12 protein-coding genes are annotated in these 16,302 nt (G+C 71.7%); 8 read left to right on the forward strand and 4 right to left on the reverse strand.

What is annotated here, in order from left to right; all coding sequences use genetic code 11:
- Positions 1–69: 69 nt before the first annotated feature.
- Positions 70–1,317 carry an ATP-grasp domain-containing protein gene (locus tag ACFY01_RS43680; protein WP_390741376.1) on the reverse strand — a complete coding sequence of 416 codons (1,248 nt, stop codon included), beginning with the start codon at positions 1,315–1,317 and terminating at the stop codon, positions 70–72.
- A 263-nt stretch (positions 1,318–1,580) separates the two neighbouring features.
- On the opposite strand from ACFY01_RS43680, the gene fahA reads away from it, so the two are divergent.
- The 8 genes from fahA (at position 1,581) to ACFY01_RS43720 (ending at position 10,937) form a co-directional block, all read left to right on the forward strand.
- Complete coding sequence (gene fahA / locus ACFY01_RS43685) at positions 1,581–2,795, forward strand: fumarylacetoacetase (protein ID WP_390741349.1); 1,215 nt, start codon at positions 1,581–1,583, stop codon at positions 2,793–2,795.
- A 175-nt stretch (positions 2,796–2,970) separates the two neighbouring features.
- Positions 2,971–3,909 (forward strand): M56 family metallopeptidase, encoded by a 939-nt coding sequence (locus ACFY01_RS43690; RefSeq protein ID WP_390741350.1) that lies wholly within the window; start codon positions 2,971–2,973, stop codon positions 3,907–3,909.
- Positions 3,910–4,030: 121 nt separating this feature from the next.
- Positions 4,031–4,822: a GntR family transcriptional regulator gene (locus tag ACFY01_RS43695; protein WP_390741351.1), complete on the forward strand. Its 792-nt coding sequence runs from the start codon at positions 4,031–4,033 to the stop codon at positions 4,820–4,822.
- A gap of 48 nt (positions 4,823–4,870) precedes the next feature.
- Positions 4,871–5,098 carry a ferredoxin family protein gene (locus ACFY01_RS43700; RefSeq protein ID WP_010986276.1) on the forward strand — a complete coding sequence of 76 codons (228 nt, stop codon included), beginning with the start codon at positions 4,871–4,873 and terminating at the stop codon, positions 5,096–5,098.
- 50 nt (positions 5,099–5,148) lie between these two features.
- Complete coding sequence (locus ACFY01_RS43705; RefSeq protein WP_390741352.1) at positions 5,149–6,492, forward strand: ABC transporter substrate-binding protein; 1,344 nt, start codon at positions 5,149–5,151, stop codon at positions 6,490–6,492.
- Complete coding sequence (locus ACFY01_RS43710) at positions 6,489–7,367, forward strand: ABC transporter permease (RefSeq protein WP_390741353.1); 879 nt, start codon at positions 6,489–6,491, stop codon at positions 7,365–7,367. Before ACFY01_RS43705 ends, ACFY01_RS43710 begins: the two co-directional genes overlap by 4 nt.
- A complete protein-coding gene (locus tag ACFY01_RS43715; RefSeq protein ID WP_390741354.1) occupies positions 7,351–8,118 on the forward strand; it encodes an ABC transporter ATP-binding protein in 768 nt (255 codons plus the stop codon). Before ACFY01_RS43710 ends, ACFY01_RS43715 begins: the two co-directional genes overlap by 17 nt.
- A gap of 80 nt (positions 8,119–8,198) precedes the next feature.
- On the forward strand, positions 8,199–10,937 hold the full coding sequence (locus ACFY01_RS43720; protein WP_390741377.1) for a fumarate reductase/succinate dehydrogenase flavoprotein subunit: 2,739 nt from the start codon (positions 8,199–8,201) through the stop codon (positions 10,935–10,937).
- A gap of 12 nt (positions 10,938–10,949) precedes the next feature.
- Here ACFY01_RS43720 and recQ read toward each other — a convergent pair whose 3' ends face one another.
- The 3 genes from recQ to ACFY01_RS43735 all read right to left on the reverse strand — a co-directional run bounded on the left by recQ (position 10,950) and on the right by ACFY01_RS43735 (position 16,300).
- The gene (gene recQ / locus ACFY01_RS43725; protein WP_390741378.1) at positions 10,950–12,941 is read right to left on the reverse strand and encodes a DNA helicase RecQ; all 1,992 of its coding nucleotides are present in this window, start codon (positions 12,939–12,941) and stop codon (positions 10,950–10,952) included.
- A gap of 141 nt (positions 12,942–13,082) precedes the next feature.
- Positions 13,083–14,732, reverse strand: a complete 1,650-nt coding sequence (gene nuoN, locus ACFY01_RS43730) for an NADH-quinone oxidoreductase subunit NuoN (RefSeq protein WP_390741355.1) — start codon at positions 14,730–14,732, stop codon at positions 13,083–13,085.
- Positions 14,729–16,300: an NADH-quinone oxidoreductase subunit M gene (locus tag ACFY01_RS43735; protein WP_390741356.1), complete on the reverse strand. Its 1,572-nt coding sequence runs from the start codon at positions 16,298–16,300 to the stop codon at positions 14,729–14,731. Before ACFY01_RS43735 ends, nuoN begins: the two co-directional genes overlap by 4 nt.
- Between the last annotated feature and the right edge of the window lie 2 nt (positions 16,301–16,302).

The raw sequence follows: 16,302 nt of genomic DNA on the forward strand, positions 1-16,302 counted from the left end.
CAGGACGTGTTTTCCGTCACTTCGTGGTGGTGAACGATGCGCCGGTCCGGACGGGTCGCCCAGGGCGGGCTAGCCGCCGGAACCGGTGCCGCTGCCGCGGCGGTTGGTCCGCCACAGCTGATAGAGGTGCTTCGCGCCCGGTCGCACGAAGCGCGCGAGCATCGTGAGGAACGGCAGCGGGTCGTCACCCGCGAGCCAGGCCAGCTCCGTCCCGCTCGCCCGGGCCGGCGCGTGCGGCGTCGTGTAGCCGCTGCGGCGGTAGGCGAGGAGGGCGGGGAGGTCGATGTTCTCCACGATGTAGCGCCGGCCCGCCGGCTGTTCCCCCTCCGGAACCGGGCGGCCGGTCAGATTCAGGTGCATGGCGCGTACGACGTCCACGCCGGACTCGTTCTCGAAGAGCCGGAACTGGGCGCCCATGCGCGGGTTGAAGTCGAGGAGTTTGTACTGTCCGTCGCGCCGGTCGAAGCGCAGGTCGAGGTCGATGACGCCGCTGAAGCCGATCTGCTTGATGAAACGTGCGGCGAGGTCGGCGAGTTCCGGGTTGTCGACGACGTACGCGTTCGCCGTCATGCCCGCGTGCGGCGGCCACGAGCGCACCTTGACGCCGGTGAACATCGCGAGCGGCGTGGAGTCGGCGTCGAAGCAGGCGTGCACGATCCAGTCCTCGGCGTCCTCCCGGGGCAGGTACTCCTGGAGGATCACGCCGGGGTGCTCGCCCCAGTCGCGGGCGAGGGTGAGCAGGCCCTCCCGGGTGGCGATCCTGGTGGTGCCGTTCACAGCGGGCCGTCGGCGCCGGACGAACGCCTCGCGGTTCTTGGCCACCACCGGGAAGCGGGCGGTGTCGGCGAAGGCGACGATCTCTTCGTAGGACTCCGGGAAGGCCGCCGACGGGCTGGCGACGCCGTGCTCCGCGCACAACTCGTGCAGCCCCTGTTTGCTGGCCAGCCGACGCGGCAGGCCGGGGTCGACTCGTGGGAACAGGAAGCGGTCCGTCAGGTCGTCCTGGTGCTCGGCGATCAGGACGGCGGCCTCTTCGTCGGTGGGGATGAGGACGGTGGGGCGGCCGATGCGCCGGCCGATCCGCCTGAGCCCCTCCACCAGGTACTCCGGTTCCTCCGCCCCGCTGGTCGACCAGACGAAGGCGCGGGTGAGGTAACGGGAGGAGGCGGCGGGCGTGTAGGGGTCCTCGGTGATCGCGTACATCGGGATGCCCAGGCGGCCCAGGCTGCGGATGGCGCCGACACCGCCGTGGTGCAGGGGATAGTCGCCGAACTTGACGATCAGCCCCGGTACGTCCCTGTCCGCGTTGAAAGGCACACCGACGAAAGGCACACCGACGGAATTCCTGGCCACGGGTCCCCCCACGTGTCCCCCCTACGGACCGGACCCACCCCGTCCGTGTCCCCCAAAGGGACGCTAAGCCGGAATTAGCCCCTCCGACAAGGCCTATTGGGACATTGCGAACTCTTTAGACACTACCCGGCACTCTGCCCAGGACCTGCGACTCACCCGTAACGTGTGGCCCGACCACATGCCACGACCCGCAGCGATGGCACCGGATGAGAGCGAGGCAGCACCCCATGCCCCCCTTCGACGTCCCCGAGGGCGACCCCTTCGGCCCGCACAACCTCCCCTACGGCGTCTTCTCCCCCGCCGGCTCGACCGAGCGGCGCGTCGGCGTGCGGCTCGGCGACCACGTGCTCGACGCGGGCGCGGCGGCGCGCGCGATCGGCTCGCCGTACGCCTCCCTGCTCGCGCACCCGACCCTCAACCCGCTGCTCGCCGCCGGCCGCACGGCGTGGTCGGACGTGCGGCGGGCCCTGACGGCCTGGGTGACGGTGCCCGCGCACCGGGAGACGATCGAACCGCTGTTCCACCCCCTGTCCTCGGTGACCCTGCACCTGCCCTTCGAGGTCGCCGACTACGTCGACTTCTACTCCTCCGAGCACCACGCCAGGAACGCGGGCCGCATCTTCCGCCCCGACGCCGAGGATCCGCTGACCCCCAACTGGAAGCACCTGCCGATCGGTTACCACGGCCGCTCCGGGACGGTCGTGGTGTCGGGCACGGACGTCGTACGGCCCTCCGGCCAGCGGAAGGCCCCCACCGACCCCGCCCCCGTCTTCGGGCCCTCCGTCCGCCTGGACATCGAGGCCGAGGTCGGTTTCGTCGTCGGTGTCCCCTCGGAACGGGGCAGGCCGGTCCCGCTGGGCGACTTCCGGGAGCACGTCTTCGGGCTGTGCCTGCTGAACGACTGGTCGGCGCGTGACATCCAGGCCTGGGAGTACGTGCCCCTCGGCCCGTTCCTCGGCAAGTCCTTCGCCACATCGGTGTCGGCGTGGATCACCCCGCTGGAGGCACTGGAGGACGCGCTGGTGGCGCCGCCCGAGCGCACCCACCCGCCGCTGCCGTACCTGGACGACTCCGGTGAGGAGCCCGGCGGCTACGACCTGCGGATCTCCATCGCCGTCAACGGCCACACGGTGTCCGAGCCGCCCTTCTCCACCATGTACTGGACGGCCGCGCAGCAGCTGGCGCACATGACCGTGAACGGGGCCTCGCTGCGCACCGGGGACCTGTACGGGTCGGGGACCGTGAGCGGGCCCGAGGAGCGGCAGCGGGGCTCGCTGCTGGAGCTGACCTGGAACGGGCGTGATCCGCTCGAACTGCCGGACGGCAAGCGGACGTACCTGGAGGACGGGGACGTGGTCACGCTGTCGGCGTGGGCGCCTGGGGCGGGCGGGGGCCGGGTGGGTCTCGGGGAGGTCAGCGGGCGTGTCGTAGCGGGCGGTTGAGCGTTGCGGGAGCAAGGGGGCGGAAAGGGCCGGGAGCGGGTCGTGTTTGTCGTCGACGCCTGACTCCGGGCGCCCGTCGGCGTCATACTGGCGTAACAGCGTGCACCACCTGAAGCGCCACCCGGGCCGGCCCTTCGTCCGCCCCCGTCTCCGACCAGGAAACGGAGCCCCCGGCATGACCGTCTGCCTGCTCCTGCTGAGCGTCGTCGCCCTGACGGCCGCGGTGCCGGTGCCGCGCGCGCTGACCCGGGCCGCGTGGCCCGAACGGGACCCGGTCGTCGCGCTGTGGGTGTGGCAGTGCCTGGTCGCCACCGTGCTGCTGTGCTGCCTGACCGCGCTGGTGCTGGGCGCCGCCGCCGTCTTCCACACCGTCCGCGACCGCGTCTTCGCCCCCGCGCCGCCGGCCGTGACCGCCGCGTACGACCTCTCCGTCGCCCCGGTCTGGGCCGTCACGCTCACCGCGCTGCTCGCCTGCGGGGCCGCGTGGACCACGGCGATGCTCGCCCGCGAACTCGTCGAGGCCCGCCGTCGCCGCGGCCAGACCAGGGCCCACCTGCGGGAACGCGCGCCCGAGCTGCCCGCCGGGCTGCCTGCCGCGCGGGGCCCGATGCTGGTGCTCGAGGACGAGTACCCCGACGCCTGGTGGATGCCGGGGCACCCGCCCCAACTGGTCGTCACCACCGGCGCCCTGCAACGCCTCACCGACCACCAGCTGGACGCCGTCCTCACCCACGAGCGCGGCCACGCCCGCGCCCACCACGACTGGCTGCTGCACCTGTCCACCGCCCTCGCCACCGGCTTCCCCCGCGTGCCGCTCTTCGCCCACTTCTGCGACCAGACCCACCGCCTGGTCGAACTGGCCGCCGACGACACGGCCTCCCGCCGCTGCGGTCACCTCACCACCGCCCTCGCCCTGATCGAGCTGAACCAGCACCGCGGCGTCCTGTCCTGCGCCTCCAGCCGCCGCCTCCTCGGCGAACGTGTCGACCGCCTCCTGGAGCCCCCGCCGCGGCTGCTGCGGCGGCAGCGCGCGCTGACCACGACGGTGGCGGCGCTGGTACCGCTGCTGCCCCTGCTCATCACGTTCGCGCCGGGCCTGTCGGCACTGTCCTGAGTGGCAGATCTTCCCCCAGTCGCCGGCGAACCCCCAGCTCAGCGGCTCAGCCGGTGGTGTGTCAGATGGCGCAACACTCCGGCAACACGACTTTTCCTACCGCCTCGGTATGGTTCACGGCATGCCACCCACCGACCGCATCCGAGACCACGCCGGTCAAGGCGCCGCGACCACCGTCGCCGCCCACCGCACGCGTCGCCGGCTGCGTGCGGACCAGGCCAGGCAGCTCGCCGATCTCCTCCGCCACCAGATCCTCACCGGCGCCCACCCCGACGGCGCACTCCCCCACGAGTCCACGCTCGCCGACGACTACCGCGCCTCCCGCAACACCGTGCGCCAGGCACTCGACCTGCTGCGCGCCGAGGGACTGGTGGACCGCCTGCCCGGCGTGGGCACGGTGGTCGTCGCCCAGAAGTACCCGCACGGGCTCGACCGTCTGATGGGCCTCGCGGAAACCCTCCGCGAACACGGCCGCGTCACCAACGAGGTCCGCACCATGGGCCCCGCCCCCGCTCCCTCCCCGGTCGCCGAACGCCTCGGCGTCCCCGCGGGCACCGACGTCCTCTACATCGAACGCCTGCGCCGCCTGAACGGCCTCCCCCTCTCCCTCGACCTCACCTACATCCCGCTCGACATCGGCACCGCCCTGCTCGACGCCGACCTGGAGAACACCGACGTCTTCCGCCTCCTGGAAGCCATCACCGGCCAGCGCCTCGGCCACGCCGAGATCACGCTGGAGGCCGTGAACGCGGACACCCACTCCGCCACCGTCCTGGAGGCCCCGCGCGGCGCGGCCGTCCTGATGCTGGAACGGCTCACCCACCTCGCGGACGGCCGTCCGGTCGACCTGGAGTTCATCCGGTTCCGCGGCGACCGCATCACCATGAGCGGTCTCCTGCACCGCTCCCTCTGACCCACCCGCTTCCCGCTTCCCAAGAGTTCGACCTTCCTGGAGACAGCCATGCCCTTGGCGCCCCAGCGGGCCGATGTGCCCGTGACCATCGACGAGTCCAAGTGCATCGACGGCTGCACGCTCTGCGTGGACATGTGCCCGCTGGACTCCCTCGCCATCGACGAGAGCAACGGCAAGGCGTACATGCACGTCGACGAGTGCTGGTACTGCGGCCCGTGCGCGGCCCGATGCCCCACCGGAGCCGTCACGGTCAACATGCCCTACCTGCTCCGGTGAAAGGCCCGACTCCAATGAAGCACCCCATGAAGCACCCCACGAAGCGTCCCGTGAAACGCACGATCATCGCCGTGTCCACGGCCTCCCTGCTCCTTCCCCTGTCGGCCTGCGGCGGCGACGCCCAGGCCGGTGACGGACACACGGTCACCGTCACCGTCGGCTACCAGTCCAAGACCATCAACACCGTCACCGCGGGCACCCTCCTGCGCTCCCTCGGCTACTTCGAGCGGCAGCTCAACGCCCTGCACGACGGCCACACCTACAAGGTGGACTGGCAGGACTACGCCACCGGCGCCCCGATCACCGCCCAGATGACCGCGGGGAAGATCGACATCGGCTCGATGGGCGACTTCCCGCTGCTGCTCAACGCGGCCCGCGGCAAGCAGCTCGGGCAGCCCACCCACCTGGTGTCCGTCACCGGCTACAACCTCCGCGGCGGCCTCAACACCATCGTCACGGCGCCGGACTCGAAACTCACCTCCCTGAAGGACCTGAAGGGCAAGAAGGTCTCCACGAGCGTCGGCTCGGCCGCCGACGGCACCCTCGTACGAGCCCTCCAGCGGGCCGGCATCGACCCTGACAAGGGCATCTCCAAGCTCAACCAGCAGCCGGCGGTCGGCGCCTCGGCCCTGTCGGCGGGCAGCATCGACGCACTGTCCCAGTTCGTGGCCTGGCCCGGCCTGCTCACCTACCAGGGCAAGGCGAAGGCCCTGTACGACGGCGCCCAGCTGAACCTCCCCACCTTCCACGGCGTCACCGCCCGCGAGGACTTCGCCAAGCAGCGGCCCGCCATCCTCGGCGCCTTCCTCAAGGCCCAGGCCCAGGCGACCGACTACCTGGGCACCCACCCCGTCGCGGCCGCCGAGAAGGTCGCCGAGGCCACCGGCCTGCCCGCCGAGGCCGTCTACCTCTACAACGGCGCCCACGGCATCTCCACCTTCGACCCCGCCGTCAAGCCGCAGCTGGTCTCCGCGCTCAAGCAGGACGTGTCGGTCCTGAAGTCCGAGAAGCTGGTCGGGGACGTCGACGTCGACTCGTTCGTCGACGACCAGTACGTGAAGAAGGCCCTCGGCTCCTCCTACGCCAAGCAGCTCGCCGCGCCCCCCGCGCCGGCCGCGAGCGAGGTGTGGACGAAGGGCTCCGAGAAGACCACGAGCCTCAAGTCCCCGAAGGAGCTGCTCGCCTACGTGGCCGGGCACAAGAACGGCATCCGTGCCGCATACGTCCCCGACGCCACCACCGGCACCCTCTGGTTCGCCGACAAGGCGGTGTGGGTGGCCGACGGCGACAAGCTGCTCCCGTTCGTCGCCCCGGCGACCGCCCAGGCGTACGCCGCCGCGCACCCGGGTGCCCGGACCGTCTCGTACACCGACGCGCTCGGACTGGCCTCGTGACCCGGCGCCCGCTCGCCCGGTATGCGCTGCGAGTGGCGTCCCTGGCCGCCGCCCTCGGTCTCTGGCAGCTGCTGACCAGCCTGGACATCGACCTGTGGCTGCGCTTCTCGCAGTTCCCCACGGTGACCGACGTGGCCCACGCCTTCGCCGACCGGGTCACCGGCGGTGACTACTGGACCGACCTCACCGACAGCCTCACCCGGATCCTCCTCGGCTTCGCACTGGCGGCCGTCCTGGGCGTGGCGACGGGCGTGCTCGTGGCCCGCTCGCGCCTCGCCGAGGACCTGCTGGGCCCGGTCCTGGAGGTGATCCGCCCGATCCCGGCGATCGCTCTCGTCCCGGTGGCGATCCTGCTCTTCCCGTCCAACGAACAGGGCATCGTCTTCATCACCTGCACCGCTGCCTTCTTCCCCGTGCTGGTCTCCACCCGGCACTCGGTCCGCGCGCTGACCCCCGTGTGGGAGGAGGCGGTGCGCACCATGGGCGGCGGCCGGTGGCGGATCCTCGGCTCGGTCGTCCTGCCGGGAGCGCTGCCCGGCATCTTCGGCGGCCTGTCCGTCGGCATCGGCGTCTCGTGGATCTGCGTGATCTCCGCCGAGATGATCTCCGGCCAGTACGGCGTCGGCTACCGCACCTGGCAGGACTACACGGTCGTCAACTACCCGGGTGTGTTCGTCGGCATGGTCACCATCGGCGTGCTCGGCTGGGTCACCTCCACCCTCGTCGAACTGCTGGGCCGCCGGCTGACCCGCTGGCTGCCCCGCACGTCGTACGACCCCGGTGTGCGCGCCCCGCGGCGGGCGCGCGGTGCCACGACCCCTGCTCCGATCAGCCCCAGGACCGAGGAGGACGTGCCCCATGACCAGTTCGTCTGACGTCCGTTCGCCGTCCCGCACCGGTGCGGGACTCGCCCTGCGCGGCGCCGTTCTCGGCCGGCCGGGCGCGCCCGTGCTGCACCAGGTGGACCTCGACATCTCCCCCGGCGAGATCCTCACCGTCGTCGGCCCGTCCGGGTGCGGCAAGTCGACGCTGCTGCGCACGCTGGCCGGGCTGCTGTCACCGCTCGCCGGAGAGGTCGTCCAGGACGCGCGTCCCCTGACGGGCCCCGGCGCCGACCGCGCCCTGATCTTCCAGGAGGACGCGCTCCTGCCCTGGCGCGGCCTGCGCGCGAACGTCGAACTCCCGCTCGCCATCAAGGGGCTGCCCCGGGCCGAACGCCGTGCCCAGGCCGAGTCCTGGCTGGCGCGCGTCGGACTCGCCGACCAGTTCCGGCAGTTGCCGCACCGCGTCTCCGGCGGCCAGCGCCAGCGCGCGCAGCTCGCCCGAGCCCTGGCCGGCAGCCCGCGTGCCGTCCTCATGGACGAGCCCTTCGGCGCCCTCGACGCCCAGACCCGCGCCGGGATGCAGGACCTGCTGGTGGAGGTGCTGGGCGGCACCGGAGCGACCGTCGTCTTCGTCACCCACGACGTGGACGAGGCCCTGTTCCTCGGCGACCGCGTGGCCCTCCTGAGCTCCGGCCGGCTGACCGCCGTACGCGACGTACCGCGCCCCCGCGACCGTACGGCGCACGACGATCCCGCGCGCGCGGCACTGCGGCGCGACGTCCTGACCTCACTGAGCATCTGAAAGGCACGACGGTGGACACCCCGGACACCCGCACCGAAACCCGCACGGACGCCTCCGCGGCCACCCCCACGGACACTCCCCTGGAGATCCCCGCCCTCGCCGACGCCGAGGAACTCACCTGCGACGTCCTCGTCATCGGCGGCGGCACCGCCGGCACGATGGCCGCGCTGACCGCCGCCGAGCACGGCGCGAACGTCCTGCTGCTGGAGAAGGCCCACGTCCGGCACTCCGGGGCGCTCGCCATGGGCATGGACGGCGTCAACAACGCGGTCATCCCCGGCCGCGCCGAGCCCGACGACTACGTCGCCGAGATCACCCGCGCCAACGACGGCATCGTCGACCAGTCCACGGTCCGCCAGACCGCCACCCGCGGCTTCGCGATGGTGCAGCGCCTGGAGTCGTACGGGGTGAAGTTCGAGAAGGACGAGCACGGCGAGTACGCCGTCCGCCAGGTCCACCGCTCGGGCTCGTACGTGCTGCCCATGCCGGAGGGCAAGGACGTCAAGAAGGTGCTGTACCGGCAGCTGCGGCGGCGCGAGATGCGGGAGCGGATCCGGATCGAGAACCGGTTGATGCCGGTACGCGTGCTGACCGCCGAGGGGCGTGCCGTGGGCGCGGTCGCCTTCCACACCCGCACCGGTGCGTTCGTCACCGTCCGCGCGGGCGCCGTCATCCTCGCGACCGGCGCCTGCGGCCGCCTCGGCCTGCCCGCGTCCGGCTACCTGTACGGCACGTACGAGAACCCCACCAACGCGGGCGACGGCTACGCCATGGCCTACCACGCGGGCGCGGAACTCACCGGCATCGAGTGCTTCCAGATCAACCCGCTGATCAAGGACTACAACGGCCCCGCCTGCGCGTACGTCGCCAACCCCTTCGGCGGCTACCAGGTCAACCGGCACGGCGAACGCTTCGTCGACTCCGACTACTGGTCCGGCCAGATGATGGCCGAGTTCGCGGCCGAGGTGGCCAGCGACCGGGGGCCGGTGTACCTGAAGCTGAGCCACCTCCCGGAGGAGTCCGTCTCGGCGCTGGAGTCGATCCTGCACTCCACGGAGCGCCCGACCCGGGGCACCTTCCACGCCGGGCGCGGTCACGACTACCGCACGCACGACATCGAGATGCACATCTCCGAGATCGGCCTGTGCGGCGGCCACTCGGCCTCCGGCGTACGGGTCGACGACCACGCCCGCACCACCGTCCCGCGCCTGTACGCCGCCGGCGACCTGGCCTGCGTGCCGCACAACTACATGATCGGCGCCTTCGTCTTCGGCGACCTGGCCGGCGCGGACGCCGCCCAGTACCGCCCGTACGAAGGGGAGCTTCCGCAGGACCAGTTGCGGGAGGCGCACGAGCTGATCTACCGCCCGCTGCGCAACCCGTCCGGCCCTCCGCAGACCCAGGTCGAGTACAAGCTGCGCCGCTTCGTGAACGACTACGTGGCCCCACCGAAGTCGGGTGCCCGGCTGTCGCTGGCCCTGGAGGCCTTCGAGCGGATGCGCGCGGACATCGCCGCGATGGGTGCCCGCACCCCGCACGAGCTGATGCGGTGCGCGGAGGTCACCTTCATCCGCGACTGCGCGGAGATGGCGGCGCGCGCCTCCCTGGCCCGTACGGAGTCCCGCTGGGGCCTCTACCACGACCGCCTCGACCATCCCGAGCGCGACGACGCCTCCTGGTTCCACCATCTCGATCTGCACAAGTCCCCCTTGGGTGCGATGGAGTTCACGGCCCGTCCCGTGGCTCCCTATCTGGTTCCGGTCGATGAATTCACTCCGGTCGGCGGCGCTTCCCGGCACCTCGGTGAGGTCCGCGCCGAGGACGTGGCCACCGCCGGGTCCCAGGGCGTGGCACCGGTCGCCACGGGACCGGCCTCCGCCCCCGTCCCCGGGCCCGTGGACCGCGGCTCGGGCGAGACCGCCTCGCCGCGGCTCCTGGAGCTGCTGGAGCTGGCCGAGGAACAGCCGGAACTCGCCGCGATCGAGCCCTACTTGACCGACCTCGACGCTGCCGTGCGGCGGACGGCGGTCTCGGTCCTCACCGAGACGGTGCCGCCCGGCACCGGGCAGGCCCTGGCCGGTGCCCTCAGCGACCCCGACGCCGACGTGCGTGCCGCCGCTGCGGCCTCTTTGCGCGAGCTCGTCGAGACCCTCCCGCCCGAACCCGCCCTGGGTGCCGCCCTCACCGCCGCGGTCGCCGAGGCCGACCCCGTGGTGCGCGCCGCCGCCCTCGACGTGCTGCGCGCCCTGCGCCTGGGCGACGCCGGCCTGTTCGCCGGGCCGCTGCACGATCCCGACATCGCCGTCCGCATCGAGGCCGTACGCGCACTCGTCTCGGTCGACGCCGTCGAGCCACTGGCCGGTGCGGCGGCCGACCCCTCGCGGGAGGTCCGCGTCACCGTGGCCAAGGCACTGGCCGCCGTCAGCGCGGCGACCCTGGCCGCGAGCGCCCTGGAGCTGCTCACCGGCACCCTGGACCGGCTCACCGAGGACACCGACCCCCTGGTGCGCGGCGCGGCGCTCGGTGCGCTGGCCACCGTCGGCTGCCCGGCCCCGCTCGCCACGCGCGCCGTGGCCGCGCTGGCCGACCCGGCGTGGCAGGTCCGGGCGGGCGCGGCGACCGCGCTGGGCTCCGCGGACCCCGGTGTGTCGGTCCCCGCCCTGGCCAAGGCGCTCGCCGACCCCAACGCCGACGTGCGCAAGGCGGCGGTGCTCGCCCTGACCCGGCACAACGGCACGGCGGAGGCCCGGGCGGCCCTCGCCACGGTCACGTCGGACCCGGACGCGGACGTCAGGGCGTACGCGGCGCGGGGCCTGTGACGCGTTCCGCCTCTATATCCAGTCGGGCTCCGGCTCCGGCTCCTCGTCCGGCTCCGGCCAGTCGTCGTCCGCGGCGGCCGGGGCCGTAGGGCCGGTGGCCGGGCCGCCCGCGGCCGGGGCGTCCAGGGCGGACAGCACTTCGAGGACACCCTCTCCGTACGTCGCCAGCTTCTTCTCTCCCACGCCCCCGACGGTGCCCAGCTCCGCCACCGAGGCCGGCCAGACCGTGACGATCTCCCGCAGCGTGGCGTCGTGGAAGATGACGTACGCCGGAACACCCTGTTCGCGTGCCTGCTCGGCGCGCCAGGCGCGCAGGGCCTCGAAGGCGGGCAGCAGCTCCTCGGGCAGCTCGGCCGCGGCCGTCCTGGCCTTGCGGTCGCCCCGGCCGGACGATCCGGCGGACGACGCACGCTGGGTCACCGGCTTCTTCGGCTCCTTGCGCAGCGGCACCTCCCGCTCCCGCCGCAGCACCGCCCCGCTGGCCTCCGTGAGCACCAGCGTGCCGTACTCCCCCTCGACCGCGAGCAGCCCCTGGGCCAGCAGCTGCCGGATGACACCCCGCCACTCGCCCTCGGAGAGGTCTTCGCCGATGCCGAAGACGGACAGCTGGTCGTGGTCGAACTGGATCACCTTGCCGGTGCGCTTGCCGAGCAGGATGTCCACGATCTGCACCGCGCCGAACTTCTGCCCGCGCTCCCGCTGGAGCCGCACCACCGTCGACAGCACCTTCTGCGCGGCGACCGTGCCGTCCCAGGTCTCCGGAGGCGTGACGCAGGTGTCGCAGTTCCCGCAGCCCGCCGGGTCCGGGTCCTGGCCGAAGTAGGCGAGCAGCTGGCCGCGGCGGCACCGGGCCGTCTCGCACAGGGCGAGCATCGAGTCCAGGTGGGCGGCGGCCCGGCGGCGGAACGCCTCGTCGCCCTCGCCGGACTGGATCAGCTTGCGCTGCTGTATGACGTCGTTGAGGCCGTACGCCATCCACGCCGTCGACGGCAGGCCGTCCCGCCCCGCCCGGCCGGTCTCCTGGTAGTAGCCCTCGATCGACTTGGGCAGGTCGAGGTGTGCGACGAACCGCACGTCCGGCTTGTCGATGCCCATCCCGAAGGCGATGGTCGCCACCACGACCAGGCCGTCCTCGCGAAGGAACCTGGCCTGGTGCGCCGCGCGCGTGCCCGCGTCCAGGCCGGCGTGGTAGGGCACCGCCTCGATGCCGTTGCGGGAGAGGAATTCCGCGGTCTTCTCCACCGAGTTCCGTGAGAGGCAGTACACGATGCCCGCGTCGCCCGCGTGCTCCTCGCGCAGGAAGGCGAGCAGCTGCTTCTTGGGGTCGGCCTTGGGCACGATCCGGTACTGGATGTTGGGCCGGTCGAAGCTCGCCACGAAGTGGCGGGCCGTCGGCATGTTCAGCCGCTGGGTGATCTCCTGGTGGGTGGCGTGGGTGGCCGTCGCCGTCAGCGCGATCCGCGGGACGTCCGGCCAGCGCTCGCCCAGGAGGGAGAGGGCCAGGTAGTCGGGGCGGAAGTCGTGGCCCCACTGGGAGACGCAGTGCGCCTCGTCGATGGCGAAGACCGCGATCTTGCCCCGGGAGAGCAGGTCGAGCGTGGACTCCAGGCGCAGCCGCTCCGGCGCCAGGTACAGCAGGTCCAGCTCGCCGGCCAGGAACTCCGCCTCGACCACGCGGCGCTCGTCGAAGTCCTGCGTGGAGTTCATGAACCCGGCGTTCACGCCGAGCGCCCGCAGGGCGTCCACCTGGTCCTGCATCAGCGCGATGAGCGGGGACACCACGATTCCCGTGCCCGGTCTGACCAGGGCCGGGATCTGGTAGCACAGCGATTTGCCGCCGCCGGTCGGCATGAGGACGACGGCGTCACCGCCCGCCACCACATGCTCGATGACCGCTTCCTGCTCGCCGCGGAAGGCCTCGTATCCGAAGACCCGGTGCAGCGTGGCCAGCGTCTCGCTGTCCGTCGTCCCTGGCATCTCGCCGATCCCGCCCGTCCCGCCCATCGTCGTGCCCCCCGTACGTCGTCTCTCGACCACTGCGTCCACGATAGGGCTCCGCACCGACAACACCGGAGTTATCCACAGGCCCGCGCATGCGGAAGGGCCCCGGCCTCCCCAGGGAGGGCCGGGGCCCCACGCATCCGGTCAGCGCACGAACACGCTCGCCTGGCTCGCCAGGTTCAGGAAGTACTGCGGTGCCACACCGAGCACCAGCGTCACCGCCACGCCCACGCCGATCGCCGCCATCGTCAGCGGGGACGGTACGGCGACCGTCGGACCCTCGGGCTTGGGCTCGCTGAAGAACATGAGCACGATCACACGGATGTAGAAGAACGCCGCGATCGCCGAGGAGATCACACCGATCACCACCAGCGGAACCGCACCGCCCTCCGCCGCCGCCTTGAACACGGCGAACTTCCCCGCGAACCCGGAGGTCAGCGGAATGCCCGCGAAGGCCAGCAGGAACACCGCGAACACGGCCGCCACCAGCGGCGACCGGCGGCCCAGCCCCGCCCACTTGGACAGGTGCGTCGCCTCACCGCCGGCATCGCGCACCAGGGTCACCACCGCGAACGCGCCGATCGTCACGAACGAGTACGCGGCCAGGTAGAACAGGACGGACGACACACCGTCCTTCGAGGTCGCGATGACACCCGCGAGGATGAACCCGGCGTGCGCGATGGACGAGTACGCCAGCAGCCGCTTGATGTCGGTCTGGGTGATCGCGACGATCGCACCGCCCAGCATGGTGATGATCGCGACGGCCCACATGACCGGCCGCCAGTCCCAGCGCATGCCGGGCAGCACGACGTACAGCAGCCGCAGCAGCGCACCGAAGGCCGCCACCTTGGTCGCCGCCGCCATGAAGCCGGTCACCGGGGTCGGGGCGCCCTGGTAGACGTCGGGCGTCCACATGTGGAAGGGGATCGCGCCGACCTTGAACAGCAGGCCCATCACCACCATCGCGGTGCCGAGCAGCAGCAGCGCGTCGTTGCCCATGGTGCCGGCGAGCGCCGGGTCGACGTTGGTGACCGTGCCGTCGACGACCTGCGCGATCGTCGCGTAGGACACCGAGCCCGCGTAGCCGTACAGCAGCGCGATGCCGAACAGTGTGAACGCCGAGGCGAACGCGCCGAGCAGGAAGTACTTGACGGCCGCCTCCTGCGACATCAGCCGCTTGCGGCGGGCGAGGGCGCACATCAGGTACAGCGGCAGCGAGAAGACCTCGAGGGCCACGAACAGCGTCAGCAGATCGTTGGCCGAGGGGAACACGAGCATCCCGGCGACCGCGAAGAGCAGCAGCGGGAAGACCTCGGTGGTGGTGAAACCGGCCTTGACGGCGGCCTTTTCGCTGTCGCTGCCCGGCACGGACGCGGCCTGCGCCGCGAAGGAGTCCACCCGGTTGCCGTGCGCCGCCGGGTCGAGCCGCCGCTCGGCGAAGGTGAACAGGCCGACCAGCCCGGCCAGCAGGATCGTGCCCTGGAGGAACAGCGACGGCCCGTCGACCGCGATCGCGCCCATGGCCGCGATGTGGGCCTTGGTGGTGCCGTAGCCGTCGGCCGCGAGGGCGACGACCGCGGCGAAGGCGGCGGCCAGCGCGACCGTCGACACGAACACCTGGGCGTAGTAACGGGACTTGCGGGGGACGAACGCCTCGATCAGCACCCCGATGATCGCCGCGCCGACGACGATCAGGGTCGGCGACAGCTGTCCGTATTCGATCTTCGGCGCGTCGATCTTCGAGATCGGGTCGGCCGCCGTTGTCCACAGGCTGTGGACGGCTGTTGCGCTCACTTGACCGCCTCCACCTGGGGCTTGGGGTCCTTCTTGTGTACGTCGGACATGGTCTGCTTGACCGCCGGGTTGACGATGTCCGTGACGGGCTTCGGGTAGACGCCCAGGAAGATCAACAGCACGATCAGCGGGGCCACGACCACCAGCTCACGCGCGCGGAGATCCGGCATCGCGGAGACCTCCGGTTTCACCGGGCCCGTCATCGTCCGCTGGTAGAGGACGAGGGTGTAGAGCGCGGCGAGGACGATGCCGAAGGTGGCGATGATCCCGATCGCCGGATAGCGCGTGAACGTGCCGACCAGCACCAGGAACTCGCTCACGAAGGGCGCGAGTCCCGGCAGCGAGAGGGTGGCCAGACCGCCGATCAGGAACGTGCCGGCGAGCACCGGAGCGACCTTCTGCACCCCGCCGTAGTCCGCGATGAGCCGCGAGCCGCGCCGGGAGATCAGGAATCCCGCGACCAGCATCAGCGCGGCCGTGGAGATGCCGTGGTTGACCATGTACAGCGTCGCCCCGGACTGGCCCTGGCTGGTCATCGCGAAGATGCCCATGATGATGAAGCCGAAGTGCGAGATCGACGCGTAGGCCACCAGGCGCTTGATGTCCCGCTGGCCGACCGCGAGCAGCGCCCCGTAGACGATGCTGATCAACGCCAGCACGAGGATGACGGGCGTCGCCCACTTGCTCGCCTCCGGGAACAGCTGGAGGCAGAAGCGGAGCATCGCGAAGGTGCCCACCTTGTCGACGACCGCCGTGATGAGCACGGCGACCGGGGCGGTGGCCTCCCCCATGGCGTTGGGCAGCCAGGTGTGCAGCGGCCACAGGGGCGCCTTCACCGCGAAGGCGAAGAAGAAGCCCAGGAACAGCCAGCGCTCGGTGTTCGTCGCCATGTGCAGCGAGCCGCCCGCGCGCGCCTGCGCGATCTCCGTGAGCGAAAAGCTCCCGGCGACCACGTACAGGCCGATCACCGCGGCCAGCATGATCAGACCGCCGACCAGGTTGTAGAGCAGGAACTTCACCGCCGCGTACGACCGCTGCGTCGACGCCACTTCTTCCCCGTGCTGGTGGGCACGGTCCCCGAAGCCGCCGATGAGGAAGTACATCGGGATCAGCATGGCTTCGAAGAAGATGTAGAAGACGAAGACGTCGGTGGCCTCGAAGGAGATGACCACCATCGCCTCGACGGCCAGGATCAGCGCGAAGAAGCCCTGGGTGGGCCGCCAGCGGCGGCTGCCGGTCTCCAGCGGGTCGGCGTCGTGCCAGCCCGCGAGGACGATGAACGGGATCAGCAGGGCGGTCAGCGCGACGAGCGCCACCCCGATGCCGTCCACACCGAGCTCGTACCGGACCCCGAAGTCCGGGATCCAGGCGTGGGACTCGGTGAGCTGGTATCGGGCGCCGTCCGGGTCGAAGCGGACCAGGACGACGACGGCCAGGACGAGCGTGGCGAGCGAGAACAGCAGCGCGAGCCACTTGGCGGCGGTGCGCCGCGCGGCCGGTACGGCGGCGGTGGCGACCGCTCCGACGGCCGGGAGCGCCGCCGTCGCTGTCAGCAGAGGAAAGGACATCG

Origin of the sequence: Streptomyces sp. NPDC001480 (assembly GCF_042894725.1) — a bacterium.
Lineage (GTDB): Bacteria > Actinomycetota > Actinomycetes > Streptomycetales > Streptomycetaceae > Streptomyces.